This window comes from Martinezella paranaensis (genome assembly GCF_014200235.1).
Classification (GTDB): Bacteria; Pseudomonadota; Alphaproteobacteria; order Rhizobiales; family Rhizobiaceae; genus Rhizobium; species Rhizobium paranaense.
The window spans coordinates 1-23,316 of sequence record NZ_JACHBI010000023.1 but is presented as its reverse complement, the minus strand read 5'-3'; the positions used below and the strand labels follow the sequence as shown (position 1 = coordinate 23,316).

Annotated in this window: 17 protein-coding genes and 3 pseudogenes; 6 read left to right on the top strand and 14 right to left on the bottom strand. The window is 57.8% G+C overall.

Annotation, left to right across the window (positions count from 1 at the left end):
- Positions 1-82: 82 nt before the first annotated feature.
- Together GGD50_RS30610 and GGD50_RS30605 are read right to left on the bottom strand one after the other, a co-directional pair.
- Positions 83-910, bottom strand: coding sequence for an aminoglycoside phosphotransferase family protein (locus GGD50_RS30610; protein WP_107107277.1), 828 nt, complete (start codon positions 908-910; stop codon positions 83-85).
- Between the two features lie 622 nt (positions 911-1,532).
- Entirely contained in the window at positions 1,533-1,787 is a 255-nt protein-coding gene (locus GGD50_RS30605) for a DUF982 domain-containing protein (RefSeq protein ID WP_181316010.1), read from the bottom strand.
- 110 nt (positions 1,788-1,897) lie between these two features.
- Between GGD50_RS30605 and GGD50_RS30600 the strand changes: the two genes are divergently transcribed.
- Positions 1,898-2,143 carry a hypothetical protein gene (locus GGD50_RS30600; protein WP_107107265.1) on the top strand — a complete coding sequence of 82 codons (246 nt, stop codon included), beginning with the start codon at positions 1,898-1,900 and terminating at the stop codon, positions 2,141-2,143.
- A 359-nt stretch (positions 2,144-2,502) separates the two neighbouring features.
- On the opposite strand, the gene GGD50_RS30595 is transcribed toward GGD50_RS30600, so the two are convergent.
- The 8 genes and pseudogenes from GGD50_RS30595 to GGD50_RS30560 form a co-directional block, all read right to left on the bottom strand.
- Positions 2,503-3,012, bottom strand: a complete 510-nt coding sequence (locus GGD50_RS30595; RefSeq protein WP_107107266.1) for an Hsp20/alpha crystallin family protein — start codon at positions 3,010-3,012, stop codon at positions 2,503-2,505.
- 85 nt (positions 3,013-3,097) lie between these two features.
- Entirely contained in the window at positions 3,098-3,571 is a 474-nt protein-coding gene (locus GGD50_RS30590) for an Hsp20 family protein (protein ID WP_107107267.1), read from the bottom strand.
- 336 nt (positions 3,572-3,907) lie between these two features.
- Positions 3,908-4,962 (bottom strand): annotated as a pseudogene (locus tag GGD50_RS30585) (glycosyltransferase family 4 protein).
- An 83-nt stretch (positions 4,963-5,045) separates the two neighbouring features.
- Positions 5,046-5,462 carry a hypothetical protein gene (locus GGD50_RS30580; protein ID WP_107107268.1) on the bottom strand — a complete coding sequence of 139 codons (417 nt, stop codon included), beginning with the start codon at positions 5,460-5,462 and terminating at the stop codon, positions 5,046-5,048.
- 90 nt (positions 5,463-5,552) lie between these two features.
- Positions 5,553-7,181, bottom strand: a complete 1,629-nt coding sequence (gene groL, locus GGD50_RS30575; RefSeq protein ID WP_107107269.1) for a chaperonin GroEL — start codon at positions 7,179-7,181, stop codon at positions 5,553-5,555.
- Positions 7,182-7,246: 65 nt separating this feature from the next.
- Positions 7,247-7,546 (bottom strand): co-chaperone GroES, encoded by a 300-nt coding sequence (groES, locus tag GGD50_RS30570; RefSeq protein WP_107107270.1) that lies wholly within the window; start codon positions 7,544-7,546, stop codon positions 7,247-7,249.
- A 1,037-nt stretch (positions 7,547-8,583) separates the two neighbouring features.
- Positions 8,584-9,969, bottom strand: coding sequence for a sensor histidine kinase (locus GGD50_RS30565; RefSeq protein WP_245407420.1), 1,386 nt, complete (start codon positions 9,967-9,969; stop codon positions 8,584-8,586).
- A complete protein-coding gene (locus GGD50_RS30560; RefSeq protein ID WP_107107278.1) occupies positions 9,966-10,628 on the bottom strand; it encodes a response regulator transcription factor in 663 nt (220 codons plus the stop codon). The genes GGD50_RS30565 and GGD50_RS30560 overlap by 4 nt, the downstream gene beginning before the upstream one ends.
- A 136-nt stretch (positions 10,629-10,764) precedes the next feature.
- Between GGD50_RS30560 and GGD50_RS30555 the strand changes: the two genes are divergently transcribed.
- From GGD50_RS30555 to GGD50_RS30540, 4 genes are all read left to right on the top strand, one after another.
- Positions 10,765-11,271: a hypothetical protein gene (locus tag GGD50_RS30555; protein ID WP_107107272.1), complete on the top strand. Its 507-nt coding sequence runs from the start codon at positions 10,765-10,767 to the stop codon at positions 11,269-11,271.
- Between the two features lie 91 nt (positions 11,272-11,362).
- Positions 11,363-12,520 carry an efflux RND transporter periplasmic adaptor subunit gene (locus tag GGD50_RS30550; protein ID WP_107107273.1) on the top strand — a complete coding sequence of 386 codons (1,158 nt, stop codon included), beginning with the start codon at positions 11,363-11,365 and terminating at the stop codon, positions 12,518-12,520.
- Entirely contained in the window at positions 12,517-15,687 is a 3,171-nt protein-coding gene (locus tag GGD50_RS30545; RefSeq protein ID WP_245407421.1) for an efflux RND transporter permease subunit, read from the top strand. Before GGD50_RS30550 ends, GGD50_RS30545 begins: the two co-directional genes overlap by 4 nt.
- On the top strand, positions 15,684-16,934 hold the full coding sequence (locus GGD50_RS30540) for an arsenic transporter (protein WP_107107274.1): 1,251 nt from the start codon (positions 15,684-15,686) through the stop codon (positions 16,932-16,934). The genes GGD50_RS30545 and GGD50_RS30540 overlap by 4 nt, the downstream gene beginning before the upstream one ends.
- A 635-nt stretch (positions 16,935-17,569) precedes the next feature.
- Here the strand turns inward: GGD50_RS30540 and GGD50_RS30535 are convergent.
- The 4 genes and pseudogenes from GGD50_RS30535 to GGD50_RS30520 all read right to left on the bottom strand — a co-directional run bounded on the left by GGD50_RS30535 (position 17,570) and on the right by GGD50_RS30520 (position 22,601).
- Positions 17,570-17,953, bottom strand: a complete 384-nt coding sequence (locus tag GGD50_RS30535; RefSeq protein WP_107107275.1) for a hypothetical protein — start codon at positions 17,951-17,953, stop codon at positions 17,570-17,572.
- Positions 17,950-18,051 (bottom strand): helix-turn-helix domain-containing protein, encoded by a 102-nt coding sequence (locus GGD50_RS33065; protein WP_245407423.1) that lies wholly within the window; start codon positions 18,049-18,051, stop codon positions 17,950-17,952. Before GGD50_RS33065 ends, GGD50_RS30535 begins: the two co-directional genes overlap by 4 nt.
- 117 nt (positions 18,052-18,168) lie before the next feature.
- The gene (locus GGD50_RS30525) at positions 18,169-19,737 is read right to left on the bottom strand and encodes a hypothetical protein (RefSeq protein ID WP_107107276.1); all 1,569 of its coding nucleotides are present in this window, start codon (positions 19,735-19,737) and stop codon (positions 18,169-18,171) included.
- Between the two features lie 15 nt (positions 19,738-19,752).
- Positions 19,753-22,601, bottom strand: a pseudogene (locus GGD50_RS30520) (Tn3 family transposase).
- A 182-nt stretch (positions 22,602-22,783) separates the two neighbouring features.
- On the opposite strand from GGD50_RS30520, the pseudogene GGD50_RS30515 reads away from it, so the two are divergent.
- Positions 22,784-23,065: pseudogene (locus GGD50_RS30515) on the top strand (MFS transporter); the annotation flags it as partial.
- Positions 23,066-23,316 lie beyond the last annotated feature (251 nt).

Sequence of the window (23,316 nt, the reverse complement as noted above, 5' to 3'; positions counted from 1 at the left end):
GATTTGATTCCGAGACCATTATAACCGGTGTGTCGTTCGCACCTTGCCGGGTGTTGGCTTGATCGCGCAGTCTGATCCAGACCTATGACGACGCACTAAATCGCTGCACCAATTCCCGTGCATGTTCTTCCATCCAAGCGATTTCGAGCGCTCCTTCATTAAGTACGCCGCGGCGTTCCAATTCCATTTCCCATGGAGAGCCGGATGCAGCGAGATTGCGCATGTGCTCCTGCATTTGCCGCACCCTTTCGATTGCTGCCCTCATGATTTCAATGTCGGGCTCTATCCCGTAGGCGTCTAGGAACAACTGGAAGCGTCGCGCTTTCTCGCGGACGCCTTTCGGCAAGCCATGCGCTTCGCATTTGCCATCACGCCAAAAAGGCACCCAACGCCACGCAATGAAACCAAGGTCCCAAGAGCGCGGTCCTGGTGCTGCAGCGTCCCAATCGATAAACGCTACAGGAAGCCCGGCTTGGAAGACGGTATTCCACGGTGACAAATCATTGTGACAGATCGTCTCGACGGGCTCGCGAGGTTCAATACGCCAGTTGCGGTCATTCCAAAGGAAGCTTGCTGCAGCGTCGTGGTAGGATCGCAGCAATTTCCCTAAATGGACAAGGGCCCGGTCACTCCACACGTAATCAGGAAGCCGGACGTCGAAGCGGCCATATTGATCAGGAATGAATCCTTTGCCTAAGCCAACTTCACCTTCGATGTAAGTGAGACATTCGCGTCCTTGATCATCGAAGCCGTACGCACGGGGCGCTCCCTCAAATCCCTGGTGTTCAATGTGGCGAAGTAGATTCAGAACGGCAGAAGACCACGCCCGGCCACGCCGCCGGACCGTGTCGCCTATCCGGACAACATTCGAATCTGCGCCGCCTGTGAGAGGAATTTCGGACTCGCTCATACCCAATTTTAGGTGCGTGCAAACCAAAGGGTCAAGCGGCGATGCCAGCATCGGGCCATGGTCGCGGTCACCGGGAACGCTCTTGCTTTACTCCAGACGCGGTTGCGACTTCTCGTGGGCTTCTGGGAGGAACGGCAGTGCATATGAGGCAATCAAACAAGTTGCTCGGCAGACAAGACGAGCCCTTGCCGCCAGGAACTCACACAATTGATGACCGTCAAACTAAAAGCTTGGCGCACAGCTTCTAGACAAATCGCATTGGACGGGAAAACAGTCGCGAACGGATGCCCTGCACGACCTCATTCCCCATTTCCTGCACACCGCTCTCTTTTGCGGCCGCGAGCATCGCGCTCCGGGTCGCTTCAGTGGTTGTTCTCCCTCACAAGTGGCATCATCAACACCTTCTGACGAACAAGTACTTATAGTGGAAATCGATCTCTGATGCGTCTTTGGCGGAGCAAATGAAGCGGGTAGATGTTTGACAAGTGGCGAGTCCATTGCCTTACTCGCCAGCCGCCACTCTCACGGCGCGGCAAGCTGCGTTGACGTTCCGCCCTTTCATCCGTCAACAGCAGCTCTTTAGCACGGCAGGGACCTCTCCCGTTTCCCTGCCGTTTTTGTCTCATTGGTTGAAGAAAAAGATTCGAGCGTCTTCCGCCGCGGCTAAGAATGCGCGGCGCGTTTCTTGTGCTGAAATCTTACCCTCGTGAGCATCGATCAAAGCCTGTTTTGCTACGAGGAATGACGTTTCGTTTTGGCTTCCCGGCCATTCCTCGAGCATATATTCGGCTGCTTTTTCGGTGCTGTTGATGGTAACATATCGACCAACCCGGCGCGTTTCGATCGTCACGGGCACGGTCCACCATTGCAGCGTCATCTTCGCATCCTCCTGATACCAAACCATGATCGTTACACGGAGTTCCAGAAGAGCATTTTGCTACGCTTTCACTTCCCGGCGACACTCAGCCTAGGCTGAAAGGGGAGGAGATGTTCACCCAAGCCGACCTTAAGATGGTCGATCACCATATCGCCGAATGCGAGCAACAAGTGCTGGAGCAGGAGCGGAAACCTACCTTACTTCGCAAGGGGAGCTTAGACACCGAATTGGCAGAACACATTCTGGCAGCCTTTTACGAGACGCTGCTGATACACTACGCCAATCGCGACATGATTGCTTTTCACCTGGACCGGAAAAGTCGTCCATTGCCTTTGAACGTCGATGAACCCGGGTGATTGGCAGAATCGCGCCGGTGCATCGCTGCTTTTGGCAAACTTCGTGTCGAACATTTGCTTTCATTCCTCTTTCCAAGCACACGCGACTGCTCCATCACGTTGAACATCAGATGGGAACAACGTTTCGCTTATTTGGTTTGGCGTCCTGGCCGGGTTGGTCGGCCCACCGTGTCGTTCAGTTTATAAGGGCGACCATGCCCGCCGCCCGAACTCATCTACGGGCGGCGGGCGCTTCCACGTGTGCATAGCGCCTTCACAGTCCAGTTGACTCGACAATCGCGTAGAAGAACTCAAGCTAACTGCAAAATTGGCTGGAGCGGCCGCAGTTTATACCCGCGGCCGCCATAGCGTCGGACTGATTAGCTCTTGATAGCGATCCGCTTGACCTGCGACTGTGCCTTCTCGCTTTTCGGCAAGCTGACGGTCAGTACGCCGTTCTTAAAATGCGCATCGACCTGGTCCTCCTTGACCTCGACGCCGAGGGGGATGCGGCGCTCGAACCGGCCATAATAGCGCTCGGAGAACTGCCGATTGTTATCCTCGCTCTCGGAACGTTTTTCGCCCTTCAGCGTCAGCACGCCATCATTGAGCAGGACCTCGATGTCTTTTTCCTCCAGCCCGGGCACTTCGGCCGTCACCTTGATCTCCTTGTCAGTGTCGGAGATTTCGACACTTGGCCAGCCGGCTCCAAAAGCGGAGCCGCTTCCGACGGATCGCAGGCCGGAACCGAAGCCTCGGAATGCATCGTCGAAAAGACGGTTCACCTCGCGATGAAGCGACAGGAAGGGATCACGGTCGTCATCGCGGAAGAGACTTGGAACCTGGTTGCCGTTATCGCGGCCCCAGGGTATCAGATCACGAACACTCATGGTTTTCTCCTTTCTGTTTGTACAATTCGGGGAATTCCTGGAGGCGCCGGACGTGGCCCGGCGCTTTTACTCTGCTATCGGGAGCCTAAGCCGCCTTCTCGGCCTCGATCTGTCTGCTCTCCGCCTTCGGCAGAGCGATGTTGGTCTTTATTTCGATCTCGCGCGGCTTCATCTCTTCAGGGATTTCGCGCTTGAGATCGACGGTCAACAGACCGTTGGCGAGGCCAGCACCGACGATCTTGACGTGGTCGGCAAGCTCGAACCGACGCTGGAACGAGCGGCTCGCAATGCCGCGATGCAGGTAATGGACCTCTTCACCGTTTGTCTTTTGGCCGGAGACCAAAAGCATGTTCTGCTCCTGGGTGATCGTCAGTTCGTCCGGCGAGAAGCCCGCCACGTCCATAGCAATGCGGTAATCGTCCTCAGTTGTCTTGACGATGTCATACGAAGGCCAGTTGTCGACCATCTCGGTGCGGCTTGCGGCCTCGAGCGCATTTAGCATGCGGTCGAAACCGATACTCGATCGGAACAAGGGGGAAAAATCGAGGTTTGTCCTCATAGCCATATCCTCCTTATAAGCAACATGGATACAAGGAGACGCCAAGAGCACGTGGCGTCTCCTGGACTTGTCGATCCCAATTGGGCAATCGAACAATACTAATATAATTCAGCGGTTTGCGCTTTCAAGAGAAATGGAATTACCCATAAAAAGTTAATTTTCGCCGTAATTATATTCGGTTTCAAGGAATGACGCGGACGTCTTCCAACGCCTGTGTCGTATTCCCACCCTTGCGTGAACGAATGGTGCGCATGCGCCGCCGCGGGAGGGCGAGCCGCTCTTCAGGGTGCAGTCGAATACCGTCCGCGGAAGCGATCGCTAAAGGCCTAGGCCTTTCTAAGCGACGATCTGTAGATCGACTGCTTGGCCTTTGATGGGGCGAAGCCGCGCGGCTTTCGTCAGGGTGCCAGGCAATTGTCGATAGAGGCTGAGATAGTCCTGAGCCATTCGCTCAGCTGTGAAACGCTTCTCAAAAGTAGCCCGAACCCTGCGGCGATCGAAGCGCAGCACCCATTCGATGTGTTCCACTGCTTCCTCGACGCTATCGACCAGCGCACAGCGGAAGGCGATGACTGGCGTGCCGCACGCCATGGCCTCGATCATGACCAGCCCGAAGGGCTCAGGCCAGTCGATCGGGAACAGCAGCGCGCGGGCGTTGCCGAGGAAGTCGGCTTTCTGATGCTCGTTGATCTCGCCGATGAATTCGACATTCGGATGGCTCCTGACCATCGGTTCGATCACTGTTTCCCAATAGGCCTTGTCGGCATCATCGATCTTGGCTGCGATTCTCAGCGGCATGCCGACTTTCACAGCAATCTGGATTGCTCGGTCCGGCCGCTTCTCGGGCGATATTCGTCCGAGGAACGCGAGATAGTTGCCCTTCGGCTTTTCCGTAAAGGGCAGCAGATTAACCGGCAGTCCATGATAAACTGTTCCGGACCAGTTGACCGGCGGCATCGGCCGGCGCTGATCGTTGGAGATCGAGACCAGCGGAATGTCGGGAAAAGCTTTATAGAATGGCTTTAAATCCGGAAGATCGAGCCGCCCATGAAGCGTAGTGATGGTACGGTCGGCAAAATCGCGGATCAGTGGGAAATGTAGGAGATCGATATGGAAGTGGAGTATATCGAATTCCTGCGCACGCCGGCGGACTCGTCCAGCATTACGATCTGATGCGGCAGGTTATCCTTGACGGCCGGGTTGAGCCGCAACGCGACGTCCGAGCACGCCACGAGCTTGGCGCCCGTCACTGAATCGCCGCTGGCGAAAAGAGTTACGTCGTGGCCTTGGGCGGCAAGTTCCTCTGTAAGATAGGAGACAATCCGCTCGGTTCCTCCATAGAGCTTGGGCGGAACACTTTCAGCGAGCGGCGCTATCTGTGCGATCTTCATCGGCAAAACCTCCGCTATTGAGCAAAGAGTCGTCGGCAAAAATCAGGTCCGCGTCCTCAAAGCGGCGCGGCAGCAAGCACGGCCTATATCTCAAGCGGTGGTGGGCGACGGTCTCCTTTCCGGTAGCTACATAGGCCAAAGCCGCCAAACCCGCGTGTTTGCCGTTGTCGGCGATGCGGTTGATTGAAGGAACCGGATGGGTCCTGGCCTACAGATCGCTGGCCGTCCTCGTCCAATGCCTTCAACGCTTCAATGATCTCATCATAGGAGACCGCTTTGTTCGACCCGGGATAAAGGCGAAGGGCCGGAGCGGACTCGACGGCAAAGATGTCGGATGCCCAAGAGGCAAGAATGGCCCGCTTCTCTTGCTTGCCGATGCCAGGGGCCGCAAGCACATCACGCGGGTGTTCGAAATGTTTAGCCGGATGAAGCAGATGCGCGGCGCTGATCGCTGCCGTGGCTTCCTCCGGTATCGAGTTGCTAATGCTTTCCTTTCTCATCGTTGACTCCATAGATCTTCACCGATGGAACTTGAATAGTTTGATCATGTGAAGGGGAGGCCCACCCGAGGGCAGGCCTCTTTGGTCGCATCAGAAGTCCATTCCGGCGCCCGGAGGTAAAGCGGGAAGGACTTCCTTCTTCGGCTTTTCGGCGATCATGGCCTCGGTCGTCACCAGCAGGCCGGCAACCGAAGCGGCATCCTGAAGTGCCGTGCGCACGACCTTGGCCGGATCGATAACACCCTGGGCATAAAGGTCGCCATATTGGTTAGTTTGAGCATTCCAGCCAAACGAGAACTCGCTTTTCTCGCGCAGCTTGCCCACAATGATCGAGCCTTCCGCTCCAGCATTCTCAGCGATTTGGCGAACCGGCGCCTCGATCGCCCGCCGGACAATATCAACGCCAACGCGTTGGTCGTCATTGTCGGTCTTTAGTCCGTCGAGAGTATTGACAGCGCGCAGCAGCGCCACGCCACCACCCGGCAGGATACCTTCCTCGACGGCGGCCCGCGTCGCATGCAGTGCATCGTCGACGCGATCCTTCTTTTCCTTCACCTCGACTTCTGTCGAGCCACCGACGCGGATGACGGCAACGCCGCCAGCGAGCTTGGCAAGGCGTTCCTGCAGTTTTTCGCGGTCGTAGTCGGAGGTGGTTTCTTCGATCTGGGCCCGGATCTGGGCAACACGCGCGTCGATCTCAGATTTCGAGCCGACGCCGTCGATAATCGTCGTGTTTTCCTTCTCGATGGTAACCCTCTTTGCCCGGCCAAGCATGTTCAACGTCACATTCTCGAGCTTGATGCCGAGGTCTTCGGAGATGACAGTGCCGCCCGCCAGGATGGCTATATCTTCCAGCATCGCCTTGCGGCGATCGCCGAAGCCCGGAGCCTTGACGGCAGCGATCTTCAGGCCACCGCGCAGCTTGTTGACGACGAGCGTTGCCAGCGCTTCGCCTTCGACGTCTTCAGCGATGATAAGGAGCGGCTTCCCCGACTGTACTACGGCTTCAAGGATGGGCAGCATGGCCTGCAGATTCGACAGCTTCTTTTCATGTATGAGGATATAGGGATCCTCGAACTCAACCCGCATCTTGTCCGGGTTGGTCACGAAGTAGGGGCTGAGATAGCCACGGTCGAACTGCATGCCTTCGACGACTTCGAGTTCGGTGTCTGCGGTCTTGGCTTCTTCCACCGTAATGACGCCTTCATTTCCGACCCTTTCCATCGCCTCGGCAAGAAATCGGCCGACTTCTGCATCGCCATTGGCAGAAATGGTACCAACCTGGGCAATCTCGGAATTGTTGGATATCTTGCGGGCGTTGGTCTTCAGTTCCTTGACGACGGCCTCGACGGCAAGGTCGATGCCCCGCTTCAGATCCATTGGGTTCATGCCTGAAGCAACCGCCTTGGCGCCTTCCTTTACGATGGCCTGGGCAAGCACCGTCGCGGTTGTCGTGCCATCGCCAGCGATGTCGTTGGTCTTGGAAGCGACTTCGCGCAGCATCTGCGCGCCCATGTTCTCGAACTTGTCTTCGAGCTCGATTTCCTTGGCGACGGTGACCCCGTCCTTGGTGATGCGCGGAGCGCCGAAGGACTTGTCAATCACGACGTTGCGGCCCTTCGGGCCGAGCGTAACCTTCACGGCATTAGCGAGCACGTCGACCCCACGCAGCATGCGTTCACGTGCATCGGTGTGGAATTTGACTTCTTTCGCAGCCATTTCTTCAACTCCTCAATAGGCAGCTATCTGACTGATGATTTCGGGTAGATGGCTCAAGCAGTCTTCTACTCGGCCTGGGTTTCGATGATGCCCATGACATCGCTTTCCTTCATAATCAGGAGATCTTCGCCATTGATCTTGATCTCGGTGCCCGACCATTTTCCAAACAGGATACGGTCGCCGGCCTTGACATCGAGTGCCTGGATCTGGCCGGCATCACTGCGCGCGCCGGGGCCAACGGCGATAACCTCCCCCTCCTGCGGCTTTTCCTTGGCGGTGTCCGGAATGATGATACCGCCCTTGGTCTTTTCTTCCGATTCGACCCGGCGGATGAGAATGCGATCGTGAAGTGGTCGGAACGACATGTTTTCCTCCGATGGACAATCAATAGTAACGTTGTTCCCCTGGCCGGACCGGATGACCAGTCCGGGCGGGTGCAAAACCTCGATCGAGCTTTTTGCGCGAAATGATCTGGTTTTGGGATTTTTCGATTTCAAGGGGAGGAAACAAAAAAATTAGCACTCCCGCAACGTTGCTGCTAACAATGCGGAAAGGAAGAATAAATTGGCGATCCGAGTTGAGAAGCCCGGTAATCGCCGCAAATTTTGCACGAGCTTCGAAGTGTCATTAAAGGGAAAAAAGAACGTCCTCAAGAGATCGCGCCGCTCTCAGTTGCGCAGGCTGTTTGAGCTCCCTTTTCAGGTTCGAGGACGCCGTGAACTCTTGGATTCATGGCTCCCCTTGAAGATGCGCCGTGACACGCTGCCGAAGGCATCGGCGCAGCCTCACCTTGGTCCGCAATAGTCGAACTGCAGATCGCCCCGCCGAAGATGCTGTACGATCTTCCCCAGCATAAAAATAGCCGCCAATGTTGTTGCAGTTCCAGGCCACAGATTGGGATTTTCGCTGTTAACTGTTCCTTCCGTCTGTGCGCGGATGACGGCTAGCCGCTGCCGGAGGTCGGCTACTTCCCTGCGCAGCCACACGATCTCTTCCTTGCAGCCTCTAGCTCGTCCGGTTCTTCAGACTCCTCAATATCTACATCGAAGTCTTCTTCTAGTTCGGCGATGTATTGATCGAACTCATTGCGGCTTTGGAACCCTTTCAGCCGAATGTTGGTCATGCTCTCGGGCGAAAAAGAGGACGGCAGATTGTGACGAACGGCTGCCAAGCACCTGTGAACCCCGCATCCCTGTTCGGCGCCTATGAACACTCGGTGGCCACATCCTCGGGATGGGTCGACCGACGTTTGCGACAAACAACACTCTGGGAAAACCGCCAGAGCTAAAACAGACTCAGCATTTGGCTCTGCCTGTGTCTGGAACCATCGGAGTTGGCACTGCCTTGCTTTTGGTGAGGTTCGAATCCAAGTACCCGGGAGCGTTGGCTAGGATAAGCGCCCTCACGAAGACCGCGCAAAATCGCGCGCATGTGCATCTGGTAACGCCACGACGGCAATAAGTCCGTTTTCTGGCCTGGCTTGCAATTTGACGTACCCGCCGTAAAGCTCGGCGACCTCTTTGGCGATCGACAACCCGAAGCCGTCACCCGCAACGGTCTCGTCAAGCCTGACGCCCGGTTTCATCGCTTCGGCGATCCGGCTTTGCTCAATACCTGGCCCGTCGTCCTCTATTGAGATCAGCACCATAGCGCCTTCGGCGGTGCTTGTTATTCGAACTGAGCTTGCCGCCCATTTGAACGCGTTGTCGATGATCCCACCGAGAACCTCGTCAGTATCCTCCGCTGAACAGCTTATGCGGAGATCGGAACCGACGGTTGTAACGACACTAAGGCGTCGCTCTGCATAAAGCTTCGACATCATCTGCACTATGTCGTCCACGCGCGACCGAAGATCTGTCGACGAAGCCAATCCCGCCTCCGAAACTCCAGCCCTCGCCCTTCCCAAATGGTGTCGAATCCTTCGATCAATTCGACCAACAAGGTGTCGCGCCTCGCCGGTCGGGTCGTTTTTGCCATCGAGCGCGAGATAAAGGCTCGCGACCGGCGTTTTCAGTCCATGCGCCAGATTGGCAAACTGGAGCCGGGTCTCGGCAAGCCGCTTGCGATTGTGCTCGACCAGACGATTGATTTCCCCAATGACGGGGCGAAGCTCATCGACTTCGGTTTGCGGCAGTTCACGGAGCCGCCCTGACGAAATTTCTGAAATCTGTCCCGACAACGCACGCAGCGGCAAGAGACCATATCGAACCTGAAACAAAATCCCCACGCCGAGAATGGCGCCAAGAGCCAGCATCGCCGGCACCAGAAGTGCGAGCGCTCTTGCAGCGGGAGCCGTCAGCGCGACCTTTGGGGCGGACGCGAGGATCTCGACTGCCTTGCCACTCACGAAGGTCCGCGCCACACGAAAGTACAGTGCTTCGCCATTATCTCCAGACCCCACCGCCGGCTGTGGCTTGCCCATAAAGAGCCTTTTCCAGTCAAGCGCTCGCGGCGGACTGGCAATACTACCGCCATCAAGTGATCTTGAGGATAGATGCCGGCCATCCGCGGTGACCTGCCAGTACCAACCCGAGCCAGTTCGATCGAAGGGAGGACCATCAAGATTACCTGATAGGCCAAATACGCCATCGGGTCCTAGAACCAGAGTGCTGCGAACAGCATCGATTTGGAGATCGAGGCGCTGATCGACCTGTTGCCTGACCACAGCCGCGACGATGAACCAGAGGACAAAAGCGGCGACGATCAATGCCGCCATGGCGTAGAACATCGAAAACGCGATCAGGCGACCGGCAATTGTTTTGCGCGGTGACGGCAACGGTAGCTTCACTGGCCGGTCCTCAACATGTAGCCGCGTCCCCTCTCGGTCTCGATCCTACCGGCGCCGATCTTGCGCCTCAGCCTGGCGATGATCACTTCTATCGAATTGGAATCTACGTCCGCGTCTCCCTCGTAGACCCGCTCGATGAGTTCGCGCCTATCCACGATCACGTCCTTGCGAAGGATCAGGCAGGAGAGGACTCGCCATTCGAATGCCGTCAGCTTCAGTGGAAGGCCGGCAAGTTCGAACGTTCCCAGTTGCGCGTCGAACGAAAGGTCTCCGCAGGCGATCACCGAGGCAGCGTGACCGGTGGCCCGCCGCACCAAGGCACGAAGACGTAAGATGAGTTCCTCAATTTTGAACGGCTTCGTCAGAAAATCGTCGGCTCCTGCCTTGAAGGCGGCGACCTTGTCGGGCCAGCCATCCCGCGCTGTGAGAACAAGCACCGGAAGGGTCCGTTCCGCGCTCCGCCAGGACCTAAGCACCGTCACGCCGTCGATTTTAGGTAAGCCGAGGTCCAACACGACGACGTCGAAAATCTCGGTGAGGCCCGCGTGTTCGGCGTCTTCTCCGTTCCTGGCGATGTCGACCACGAAGTTTTCCGCCCGCAGGCTCGCCGCAATGCGTTTGGACAGATCGGCATCATCTTCGACCAGGAGGACTCGCATCGCACACTCGCTTGTGACCGGTTGTTCCCAATGAACTAGGGCGACGTTGCTTAACTGAAACTGAACCGCCACATTCAGCGTGGATCGAGCTCACGCCGACTATTGTTTTCCAATCAAACAAATTGGAGACGATACCATGTCCGACGAAAACGACACTTCCCAAGTATCGCCAGAGCACGGTCGGGGCAAAGGGCCGAGACGCCGACCTGCCACGCACCTTGCTGCCTTTGGCATTGCGGCTGTCGCAATCCTCGCCATTGGAGCGGCAGGGGGTGCGGCGGCAATGAAGTTTACCCGCCCAAATGTCGAGTTGGCACCTTTGACTCCCGTGTCCATATCGAGCCTGAATGATGATTTGAGTGTGGTGACCGTAAAGGGCAAGGTCGCCGAGATCTTCGGCAACAAATTCATCGTTCAGGACGACAGCGGACGCGCATTGATCGAAACGGGGCCGGCCGGTGACGACAGCAAGCTTGTCAGCATTGGCGAGACCGTCAGTGTACAGGGCCGCTTCGATCACGGTTTTCTGCATGCGAGCTACATCGTCCATCAGGACGGCAAGACCGATGTGCTTCGTTCCCCGCCCCGCCGGCCTCCGCATGGCGGACCGATTGAGGACTTCCTCAAACGATTGAGACCGTAATCGTGCAGTAATTAGCTGGCTGGTGCGACTTGAGAGTGCCGTTGAACCAACCTCGTCGGCGCGATCAGTCGACCTTCAGGGAGTGGCAGGTATGATAAGTCCTTTGGTTCAACGGCTTGCCACCTCCGGCAAAAGCGTGTGCGGCGTTGCGTTGATAAGCGTTGTCGCCATCCATGCCAGTCCCTTGTCGGCGGGAGACACTGCTGTCGTTCCAGTGACCGCCATCAAGGCGCACACCGAGACGATCGACCGGGTTATCAACGGCATAGGCACCGTCGCGCCTCTTCAGTCCGTCACCGTTCGTCCGCGTATCGACGGCCAAGTCGTCGACATGCCCTTTGCCGAGGGACAGATGGTGGAGAAGGGAGCGGTCCTCCTCAAACTGGACGACCGTGAGCTCCTGTCGGCGCTGGCCTCCGCGAAGGCAAAAAAAGCTCAGGACGAAGCGCAGTTGAACAGCGCGCGGACAGACGCGCAGCGCTATGCGGCACTCGCCGAAAAAGGCATCGCTTCCGCCTCGACGCTCGAACAGAAAACGGCGTCCAGCGAGCAATACGCGGCTGCGGTGCGGTACGACGACGCCATTATCGAGAGCGCGGAGACCCAACTCGGATTTGCAACGGTCACCGCGCCCCTCTCCGGGCGCACCGGCTTCAAGCAGATCGATGTTGGAAGCGTTGTCAGCGCGAGTTCGGCCAACGGGATCGTGACCATCACACAAATGGACCCCATCGCCGTCTCCTTCGTAGCACCGGGCGACCGGTTTGGTGAAATCAGGGATGCGCTTAACCAGGGTATCGCCGAGGTTACGCTGACAAGCACGGACGGCAGCCACATCCTTGCCAAGGGGAAACTGACCACCCTGGACAATGCCGTCGACGCTTCAAACGGCTCCATCCACCTCAAGGCAATCTTCGACAATAAGGGTGGCATTCTCTGGCCGGGCCTCCCGGTTGCGACGACGCTGACAGTGGAAAAACGAACCGGCATCGTCGTTCCGGATAAGGCGCTCGCTCGAGGCCGTGACGGTCTCTACACTTACATCATCAGGCCTGATGGCAACGTCGAAAAGAAGGAGGTCAAAACGGCTTTCGTCACGGACGCAAAGGCGCTCGTGACCGACGGCATACAGGACGGTGATGAGGTCGTCATGGATGGTCAGTCGCGTATCGGCGATGGCGTCAAGGTTTCGGTCACCCCCTGGTCCGGATCGCCGACGGGTGAGCTCGCCGAGAAGGCAACGCCATGATCAGCGAGCAAGATATCGGCCCGGCAAGGACCATTGGGTTCTTCGATTTCTTCATCACGCATCCGGTGGCGACGGGTCTGATCATGAGCGGCATCTTCCTGCTTGGAGCGATCTGCTATCCGTTCATGCCGGTCTCGGCTCTGCCCCAGATCGACTTCCCGACCATACAGATTGCCGCGAACCTTCCCGGCGCGTCACCGGAGACGATGGCGGCGAGCGTTGCGCAGCCGATCGAGGATGCTCTGTCGCGTGTCAGCGGCATTACCGAATTGACATCAAACAGTTCGCTGGGGACGACATCAATCACGGTGCAGTTCGGCCTCGATCAGGATATCCAGACAGCGGCGAGCGACGTTCAAACCGCCGTCAGCGAAGCAGCCGGCCAACTGCCGAAGGACATGACGTCGTTGCCGACGGTACATAAGGCAAATCCCGCCGACGCTCCGGTCATGCAACTCTCGGCCAGTTCGAATACCCTTACCCTTCCGGAACTCGACGAATATATCGAACGCAACGTCGCATCGAAGATCCGCCAGGTTTCCGGAGTCGCCTTCGTCAACATCGGCGGCAGGCAAAAGCCGGCAATCCGCATAGCCGTCGATCCCGGTCGGCTGGCTCAGGCGGATGTCACCCTGGAGGACGTTCGAACCGCGATCGGCAATCTCAGCCTCAGCTCACCCAAGGGCAACATCGACGATCCAACGCGAACCTTCCCGATCGATACCAACGATCAGATCAACAGCAGCACCGAATGGAATGATGCGGTCATCGCTTATCGCGACGGCGGCCCTGTTCGCATCCGCGACATCGGTCAGGCAATCGATGGCGCCGAGGATAATAAGATGGCGCATTGGACGAACGGCGAGCGCGGCATCGCGCTCGACGTCTTCCGCCAACCGGGTGCCAATGTCATTGCCGTCGTCAATGCGGTGAAAAAGCAGCTACCCGCACTTCAGGCATCCCTGCCGAAGTCTATCAAGCTTGATCTGGTGACGGACCGCACCAACACGATCAGGGCATCGGTCGATGATGTCCAATTCACGCTGATGCTGGCGATCGGCCTTGTCGTCGTCGTGATCTTCCTGTTCCTGCGAAGCCTGCGCGCCACCATCATTCCGGTGCTGACTTTGCCGATCGCGCTCGCCGGCTCTCTCGCGCCGATGTGGGTTCTCGGCTTCAGCCTGGACAATCTCTCGCTGATGGCACTCGTGGTCGCCATCGGCTTTGTCGTCGATGATGCGATCGTCATGCTCGAAAACATAACCCGGCACATCGAGGATGGCGTCAAGCCGCTCGAGGCAGCACGCACGGGTGCTCGCGAGATCGGCTTCACGATCATCTCGATCAGCCTTTCGCTGATCGCCGTGTTGATCCCGATCCTCCTAATGGGTGGCATTGTCGGCCGGCTGTTTCGCGCGTTCGCGATCACCTTGACGGTCGCGATCGTGATTTCCGCAGTTGTCTCTCTAACTCTGACACCTATGCTGGCGTCGAAGTTCATTCCTCCAGTCGGCAAACATCAGCGTGGACGCTTTTATCAGGTTGGCGAAGCCTTCTTCGAGCGGCTCACCGCCCTCTACATCCGCAGCCTTAAGCCCGTCATCCGCCACAGGTTTCTGACGCTCATCGTCTTTATCGGCAAAATTGTTGCAACAGCCTACCTGTTCATTGTTGCGCCGAAGGGGTTTTTCCCCGAGCAGGATACCGGCTTCATTGCTGGCCTGTCCCAAGCCTCGCCCGACATCTCCTTCACGGAAATGACCAAGCTGCAGGAACGCGTCAGCGCGATCATCATGAAGGATCCGGCCGTCTATAGCGTGTTCATGGACATCGGTGGCGGCAATGGTGGCAATGCACTCAACCAGGGTCACGTCAACATCACGTTGAAACCGTTGGAAGATCGGGACGCAAGTGCCAAACAGGTCATCGACAGATTGGGCACAGCACTGGCCACCCAGCAAGGCATCAAGCTGTTTATGCAGTCGGCGCAGGATATCAACATCGGAGCACGCCCGGCCAAGACCCAGTATCAGTTCACGCTGCAGGACGCCGATATCCAGGAGTTGGGCGACTGGGCAACGAAGATGACGAACCGCCTTCAGGGGATCTCGGCGCTGCGCGATGTCGGCAGCGATCAGCAGGCCGAAGCCCCCAATCTGTCGATCAAGATGGACCGTGCCGCAGCATCGCTCTACGGCGTCCTCCCGTCCACAATCGATGAGACGCTTTACGACGCCTTCGGTCAGCGGCAAGTCGCCTCCTACTCAACGCAGACGGATACGTTCCGGGTCGTGCTGGAGGTCCTACCAAATCTCCAGCGCGACATTGCAACGCTTGATCGCCTTTCGGTCCGCGCAAATAACGGCACCTTGGTGCCGCTTTCGGTCGTTGCGAAATGGACGACGGATGGCGTCTCTCCGGTTTCAATCGCGCATCAGGGCCAGTCGCCAGCCGTCACCATCTCGTTCAATCTGGCGCCAAACGTGGCACTTGGGGAGGCGACACAGGCAATCGAGAACGCCGTCGCGGACATGCATCCGCCGGTCTCGCTGCAGACGAGTTTCTCCGGAAGCGCCAAGGCCTTCAAGGATTCGCTTGGTACAGTGCCGTTGTTGATCCTGGCGTCGCTGGTGGTAGTCTACATTATTCTCGGCGTTCTCTATGAAGGCCTCATTCATCCATTAACAATCTTATCCACCCTGCCCTCTGCAGGTCTAGGAGCGTTGCTGGCCTTGCGGTTGGCGGGGTTCGACTTCGGTCTCGTGGCGATGATCGGCATTATCCTGCTGATCGGCATCGTCACGAAGAACGGCATCATGCTTGTCGATTTCGCGATCCAGGCAGAGCGAGGCGAAGGCCTGTACAGCGAGGACGCCATCGTCAAAGCGGCCGAGATGCGCTTCCGCCCTATACTGATGACGACGATGGCAGCTCTTCTCGGCGGTCTCCCGCTCGCCATTGGGCATGGAACCGGTTCCGAGCTGCGCCAACCACTCGGCTATGCCGTCGTCGGCGGGCTGCTGGTCAGCCAGTTGCTGACCCTTTATACGACCCCCGTCATCTATCTACTGTTCGACAGGCTTCGCAACGGGGCCGCTGGGCAGATGAGAGCTCGATCCGCGGACCAGGACGTCGATCAGCAGTTTCATATCCGAGGCAAAGCATGAATACACCGCTCTATACCTCAGCCATCGCCGCAGCCACAGCCGCTGGGGTGGTCACCCGTCCCTTTCGACTGCCCGAAGCCGTCTGGGCTGTCGCCGGGGCAACGCTGATCCTCATCCTCGGCATCATACCACCCGACGAAGTCTGGTCAGGGATCACCAAGGGCTTCGACGTCTATCTCTTTCTAATCGGCATGATGCTGCTGTCGGAACTCGCTCGGCGGGAAGGTCTATTCGACTGGATCGCCGCTATCGCCACCTCATACGCCAAGGGATCTTCGCGACGACTGTTCGTGCTTGTCTATGTCGTTGGCATCATCGTGACCGCATTGCTTTCAAACGACGCGACCGCCGTTGTCCTGACGCCAGCCGTCTACGCGGCATGTCGTGCGGCCAACGTAAAGGATCCACTCCCTTATCTTCTGATCTGCGCATTCATCGCCAATGCCGCAAGCTTTGTGCTGCCTATTTCCAATCCTGCCAATCTGGTGATCTTCGCGGGCGGAGAAATGCCGCCGCTGTCCCGTTGGATGGGCATATTCCTGGTGCCTTCTGTCGTGTCGATCGTCGTGACGTTCGTGGCGCTTTACTGGTCCCAGAGACGTGCCTTGGCCGGTGACACGATTGCTCCGCACGTCGATCGCCCGCCACTGACCCTATCCGCCAAACTGGCGGGAGGCGGCCTGATCTTGACCGCGATCTTGCTCCTCTCGGCATCGGCGATGCATCTCGACCTCGGCTTGCCCACCTTTGTCGCCGGAGTCCTGACGACCCTGCTCGTTATGACAATCATCCGGCAACATCCGATCGGCATTATCCGAGGTGTGAGCTGGAGCGTGCTGCCGCTGGTGGCCGGCTTGTTCGTTATCGTCGATGCCATCAATCATGCTGGCATGACCGCAATGCTTGCCAATGAATTGAGGACGATTAGCGTGCAGTCCGAGGCGCGGGCAATCGCAATCGCCGGTATCGGCGTCGCGTTTGTCTCAAACCTCGTCAACAACCTGCCCGCCGGGCTGTTCGCGGGGAGCGCCGTTCAAACCGCGCAGGTTTCGGATCGTGTAGCAGGCGCGGTCCTCATTGGCGTCGATCTCGGCCCCAACCTCTCTGTGACAGGTTCGCTTGCGACGATACTGTGGCTCTCTGCGCTTCGCCGGGAGGGCTTTAGTGTCAGCGCGAGCTCGTTTCTGAAGGTGGGGCTAGTGGTGATGGTTCCCGCACTTCTCTTATCGCTGGCTGTCCTAGTTTGAACCTCGAATCCCCCACACCAAACCAATTGAGTAACGCCGTCGTCCTTCCAGCACTGGTTACAGGCGTCACTTTCCAATTGGGTGGTGTTTTCCTCAATGTGGTTCACACGCCGATAGACTTGTTGCTGTTGTCGGCGGGCATACCGACGAAAACGAAGGCGTGGCCAGGCCCACGGGCCAACGTTCTGAATTTCGCGCTCACTGTTAATGACAGTTGGGTCGTTTCCGCCGCCGAGCCAACTTCGGCATTAACCCTGAACGCAACCCAGTGTCGGCACCGCTGGTTAACTGAAGCCTTCAGGATCAGTCCATCCAAGGCAAGATCGTAACGGGCAAAGCATCTTCGGCTTGTAGGCTCGGTACTTTTCATGGGTCCAAGAAGCTGTCTGAGTAAAGAGCACGAATGGCTTCGCCTTGAACGGAATCGAACTGGAAACCACCTGCGCGAATAGCTAAGTACCTGCTAACGCTTATCGTCTTTGTTCGCCTCTGGCGTTGGTTCCCTTCGATGGACTATGCAATCTTTTTGGCCCAAAGCGTCAGCATCACACAGCAACAAGGCTTGCAGGGCTCGTGGAAGGCCCTGTCGGCTCGAAGCTGGGATTTTGGCCAAGTTGAAGAACGATTGGTGAACGTCAGGGTTTAACCTGTGCTTTAAGCAGCATGGCAACATTGTCGGCGGTGAACTTGAAGCCGCGGCGATCGGGAATACGCTCTACGGAGATAGGGTATTTGGGCCTTCGAGGATCAATGCCGGTGATGCGGAAGCGCTCACCGCTAGTGATGAACTCGCGTTCGAAGTCAGCAGCCTCCAGGCCGTATTGTTCGGCCAGCAAGGCGAACATCTCCTTAACCAGATTGAGAGGCTTACCGTCTGGCGCGTCCAGGCCACGCCACCCGGCACTTTCGATGACCAATCCGTGATCTGAGGTGATCTGTCTGCAAGCCTCAAGCATGCGGGCCTGAATCTGCTCGCAGGCGGCGGATGTCAAACGGGTGATGCGGTTGGCCTTGCTCATTCGGAAGCACTGTTGCGTACCTGATAGACCGTGCCACGCGATATGCCGAGATCGCGGGCGATCTTGCTGGGTCCCTGACCCTTTTGGAGGCGAAGCAGGATTTCTGCGCGGTCAATCTTCGGTGGGCGACCTTTGTAGATGCCACGTTTCCTGGCAGCGGCGATACCCTCAGCCTGCCGCTCGCGCCGCGTTCATGATGGGTATACGCAAAATTCTCACCACGGAGATCCGCCGCCCGCGTCCAGTGTGGTCATAACGATATCTTCCACGAGCGGGATGTCTTGTAGAGGATGCTTGTGCATCAGCGCGAAGGCCGCGGCTACCAGTGCTTTTGACATCCGCTCCTTCTTCGCCGATTTAAGAATGATCGCGGTTTGCAGAAATCGTCTCGCCCAAATGTCTCGCCGGCCTTCGAGAAAGGCCCAGATTCTTTTTTCAACAGTCCTTGCCGACCGAGATCCTTGGATGATGCTGCGTGTTTCTCCTGTGTCTTCAAACCAGCTGTCGGTGAACGGGACGAGCGCATCCAGTGCAGGCTCGTTGCGGAGCATCCGATCCAGCTCTGCCGCTGTCGCATTCTGGATTTCCTTTTGCGGATCTACGTAATCCAGCAAAGCCTGCAGATCCCTTTCCTGGGGCCGCAATTGGCTCAAGCTGCAAGCCTCCATGACGTCAATGAAGCCTGGCGCTGGTGGATGGCCGTTTTCCATCCCATCCGCCAGAGCCGCTTCCAGCAGCAGCTCGGCAGTCATTCGATCTATTCGGACGCCGTTTGCTTCCTGGCGGGCATAAGAGACGATGTTGGTTGCTTCGCGCTTTGAACGGCAACGAATGACAAAGGCATCTTTGATGCCGTATCCGATCTTTAACAGGATCATCGCGACAAATGTTCGGGCTTGCAGTTTTCCGACAATAGTCAGGCCTTGCGCTCCGACACCGTCAGCGGTGGTCGCCATGATGTCGCTGACTATCAGCTCCGCCCTGTTTTGATTGGAAACATCGGCAAGACCTTGTCGCCGAGCCAGCTTGCCAATGTCATCAATAGCCACCCGGGCGGCAGTCGCCGGCAACCAGCCGCGAATGATCGGCAAATAGGATAAAGTTTCAGGCTCCAGCTTCCCGCGCATGAGCCTTTCGCGCAGGGCGGCAGCCACGGCCTCTCGCGTCAATGATGCGCCGGACACCAGCCAATAGAGCGCACAGCGCTCCAGAAAGGGATTGTCGAGCCTCAACAGATGACGGACAAACGCGGCTTTGACCTCCTCGGGCATTCCTGCCGACATTTCATCCAAGCCACTGAAGAACTCATACGCGCCGCCGCCTTCAGCTTCAACTTCTGCCGCTAAAACGGCAAGCGCACCATCAAGATCCGGCATCGGGATCTCGTCGGCGGGATTTTCCCCAACCGGGTCGAGCATCAGTATGTCCGGTACGGGCAGACCGGCACGCCGATACAAGCCAGCGATTTTCAAACGATGAAGTGGCTCGCCAGTACCGGCAGCAATGTGAGTGTTGATCGCCTTCTCTGCATTTTCCAGGAAAGCCTTTCCATATGGGCTATCGTTCTCGACGCCCATTCGGGCCTCATCCAGCAACAATCCCAACAAGGTTGCCGCATCCGGATGATCATCGATGGACTGCATAACCTCCGCAACGATGGCGTCGCAGGCCATGTCATCGGCCAGGAGATCATGCTTTGCTCTCTCGAAACAGAACTGGAACTGCGCCGACGACAACCCATGTTGGTAGAGAACATTCAGGCATGCTTCAGCAATTTTAACCACTATCGTCTCCAAGAATTATGCCGCCAGCCGATCAAAATCGATCCGACTATTCAAGTCGAGATCGAAGCGGCCATAAGGATTGACGTGACTGTAGATCAGAGGCGTGAAGCCGCGATAGTCTTCCGGCGCCATCCGATCAGCCCATTTCGGTTCCACAAGCACGGTCTGAAGCATGCGTGTGTTTACATAAACCAGCGACGCTTGCAGCAGATGCAAAGCCAGGGCAGAGATCTCTTGCTGATCGATCCGATTGGTGGCGATCTCGCCGCCCTTGCCGAAGAAGACAAAGCCGTTGGCGCTGTTCCAGTTCTCGACGACATTCAGCCCCTCGTGGATTTCTCGACGGAACGATTCCTGGCGAAGACAGCGGCACAGGAATATCGTCTTGACCGCGCGGCCGAGCTCGCTCAGCGCCTTGTAGGTCGGGTGCATTATTTCGGCACGGGCAAACCGGCGCAAAATCGCCTCCGGGTCCGCCGTTCTCGTCTGCATGGCGGCCGTATATTTGACCATCTCGTCATATTGCTGCTCAATCTCGTCCCAGTTGATCGTGCCGGAAAGGACTGGCAGCAGATTCGGCAGCCTTGTGCGCATCGCCGCATCCGGGATGGCCAGCTTCTGGCGGGCAATCGCCTTCAGGCGTGGGGCGAGTTCAAAGCCGAGAAGGTGGCAAAATGCGAAACCGACGGCGCTCTGACCATGACTGTCGACATACTGGCGCTGGATTTCCATATCTGTGCAATGACGCAGCACGCCCTCGATCATGGAGGCGACCTCCGAGGATGAGCACCGTTTCAATTGCGAATAGACGCAGGTCGCGCGTTTTTCGACATGCCAGTAGATCATCACACCGCGCCCGCCGTAACGGGCATGCCATTCCGTCATAAGGTTCCGGTCCCACGCGCCGAACTTTGTCGAATCGGACGCGCAGGCCGTCCCCGCGTCTCCCCAGACAGCGGCATCGCGGCTCGCCAGCGTCGCGCTCGCCACCCGTGCGCAGGCCTCCCTCAGAGCCGGCGCATGGATGAAGCGGCGGTGAACATGCAGCAACTCCTCGTAGCTGACATCCGCAGTCGCGCCGGCGACCCGCTTGAGCCCGGCATTCGTTCCGAGACCATAAAGGCACAACAGAAGCCGCCGATCCAGCGCCTCGCGCGACAGGGCAAGTCTCGACGCCGATGTTTCGAAGGCCTCCAGCAGACCGGTGTCGAGGGCGGCTTCCTTCAGCACGTCGAGCAGTCCCGTCATCGGCCAGCGCTGACCGATCTCGCCCTTGATCGCTTCCAGCCTCTTCGGTTCCGGCAGAGGCTTGAACGGTGTGATCGAGATGCGGTTTTCGCCGCGCCATAGCAGCCGGACCTTGTCGTTTCGCGGGATCGTTTCGTTCAGAAGCAGCAACTCATGCTCAAGCTCCCGGCGGATGCCGGTCGTGAACGCTTGCGCGTCCGGGGTCAGGTTCAGGCCCGTGTAATAGGCGTCACGCCGGATTTCGAAGTCCTTGGGAAGATCGTCGTCAGGATTGCGATAGCGATCCGCGCCGACAACCCAAACCTCCTTGGAGCGGATGCGGTCACGCAACTGGGTGAGAACGCAAAGCTCATAGCTGATCCGGTTCACACGGCCATCGTCATCGATGACCGAACTCCGCCATCTGGCCGGAATAACCTCGTCGTTCGGCACATCCTCCATCGGCACAATCCGGCAGCCGTCATCCACCTTGCTCCTGATCCAATCCAGCGCCGCCAGAACCGGGCGCCACACGGTGTTGTTCGACCGGAATTCCAGAACCGAAAGCAGGCTGGGCAGCATGCGCCGGTAATGATTGGCCCAGGACGAGCGCATCACCTTATATATGCGCCGCTCGAGAGCCCCTTTCGCCTGGCTTTCCTTGACGATCGCCGCCAGCCTGTCGTTGCCGGCGATGGGAGGATGACATCGCAGACGCGCCCCGCCGGTTCGTCAATCGAGGCAACGGCAATCTCGACAAGCAATCTTTCCTTGCCATAGACCCGCTCGATGTCCTTCGCGACATCGCCCACCACCTTGCGTTTCGCGCGCGTTGCGATCTTGTGAACCGTCTCGATTAGCAGATCGACCATCACGTCCGTGAGCTGCGCTTGCCGTGACGAAAGATAAATCGCGTAGAGGCCGATTTGTCTGGCCGGCGCGTGCCGCCGCATCTCCCAGGCCTTCTCGCCGGCGACACGGCGAACAATCTGTTCCACCCATGTCTTGCCGGTCGTCGCCAAAATATCCCGTGGCAGATCAAGTTTCTGAATGAAAGCAAGTTTCGCCGTTATGCTGAGGATGTTTTCAAGCGACGCCTGGCCGACATCAGCTCTCATCGTGTTGAAGCCGGTCTGGCCGTCCGGATCGGCAATGGACGCTTCAACAATGCGACCGTGCCTGCTGAAAGAGGCGAGCGCTCACCCCGGTCAACCAGCTATCGAGATATTGCTGCCGTTGCGAACGCACCAGGCGTTCCAATTCCTTGTGCGACGGGCCGTATATACAACGGTTCCGGCACCACAGAAAAACCTGCTCGAGCATGGTGCCAACCGATTGCCCGGTCGGGCACAATTCGCCAGCGATCCACAACGTCAGCTCTTCCCGATCGGACGGCTTCAAGCGTCGAAAGCCGAGATGCTGCAAAATCTCGGCACAATGCCGGCGCGCAGTCCGGCCGGAGAAATCATACTGGGTCACGGCGTCAGCTTCGACACCAAGCTGCTTGGCCAGCCAGGAAACGCTGTCGGCGGGAACGAGGCATGGTCCTGTAAAAAGAAGGCGTGCGCGGCGAAGAACTTAAGCTGAACCGCCAATCCCAGTCGCGCCGGGGCCGGCTTGCCGTTCACAAATTCCATATCGGAAAAGCTCAGGCTCCAGCGCCCGATCAAATCCTCATTCGAAAGACTCAACCCCTCAATCTACTCCAGAATTCGGAGCAGACCGTCATTCCTCACGAATTCAACCGTCAATCACCGCAGCCATATTCCCACAACGTTCTTTCAACGTGGCCAAAATCCCAGCTTCGAGCCGACAGGTCCTGCTACTGCTGACAATCCGCGCCGCGCTTTCGCAGATGGACGTGCCGACGCGATCTTCCTACGTGATGGCGGTGGTGACGGAGGCGGAGCGGGCCGCGGCCGCAAGTTTCACCTCCGTGCCGCGCAGCCTTGCCGCGGCCGCCAGCCCGGCGCTGGCAGGGGTGCTGTTCGCCGCATCGTACCGCGCTTGGCCGCTCCTCATCTGCGGAACATTGAAGATCGCCTACGATCTGCTCTTGTTGTTGCAGTTCCGGCACCACAAACCTCCAGAGGAGCGCTGAGGGAATACAGATTTCTGACGGCCGCAGCACCTCATTCGAGCCTAGCGAGCCGCCCCTTGGGGCGTACCCTTAGGGCTCGCTCCGTCCTATCGGCGATCTGGGTTACGGCAAAGGCGATCACCAGTAGATCACGACTGCGACGAGGAAGGCCCCGAGCTAGTTCAACGTTTTCGTGGTTCGAATCCTATCAGGCGGCGTCGGCGAGTTTATAGGACCATGTGTGGATGACGGGATGGCGATTGACGTCGTCG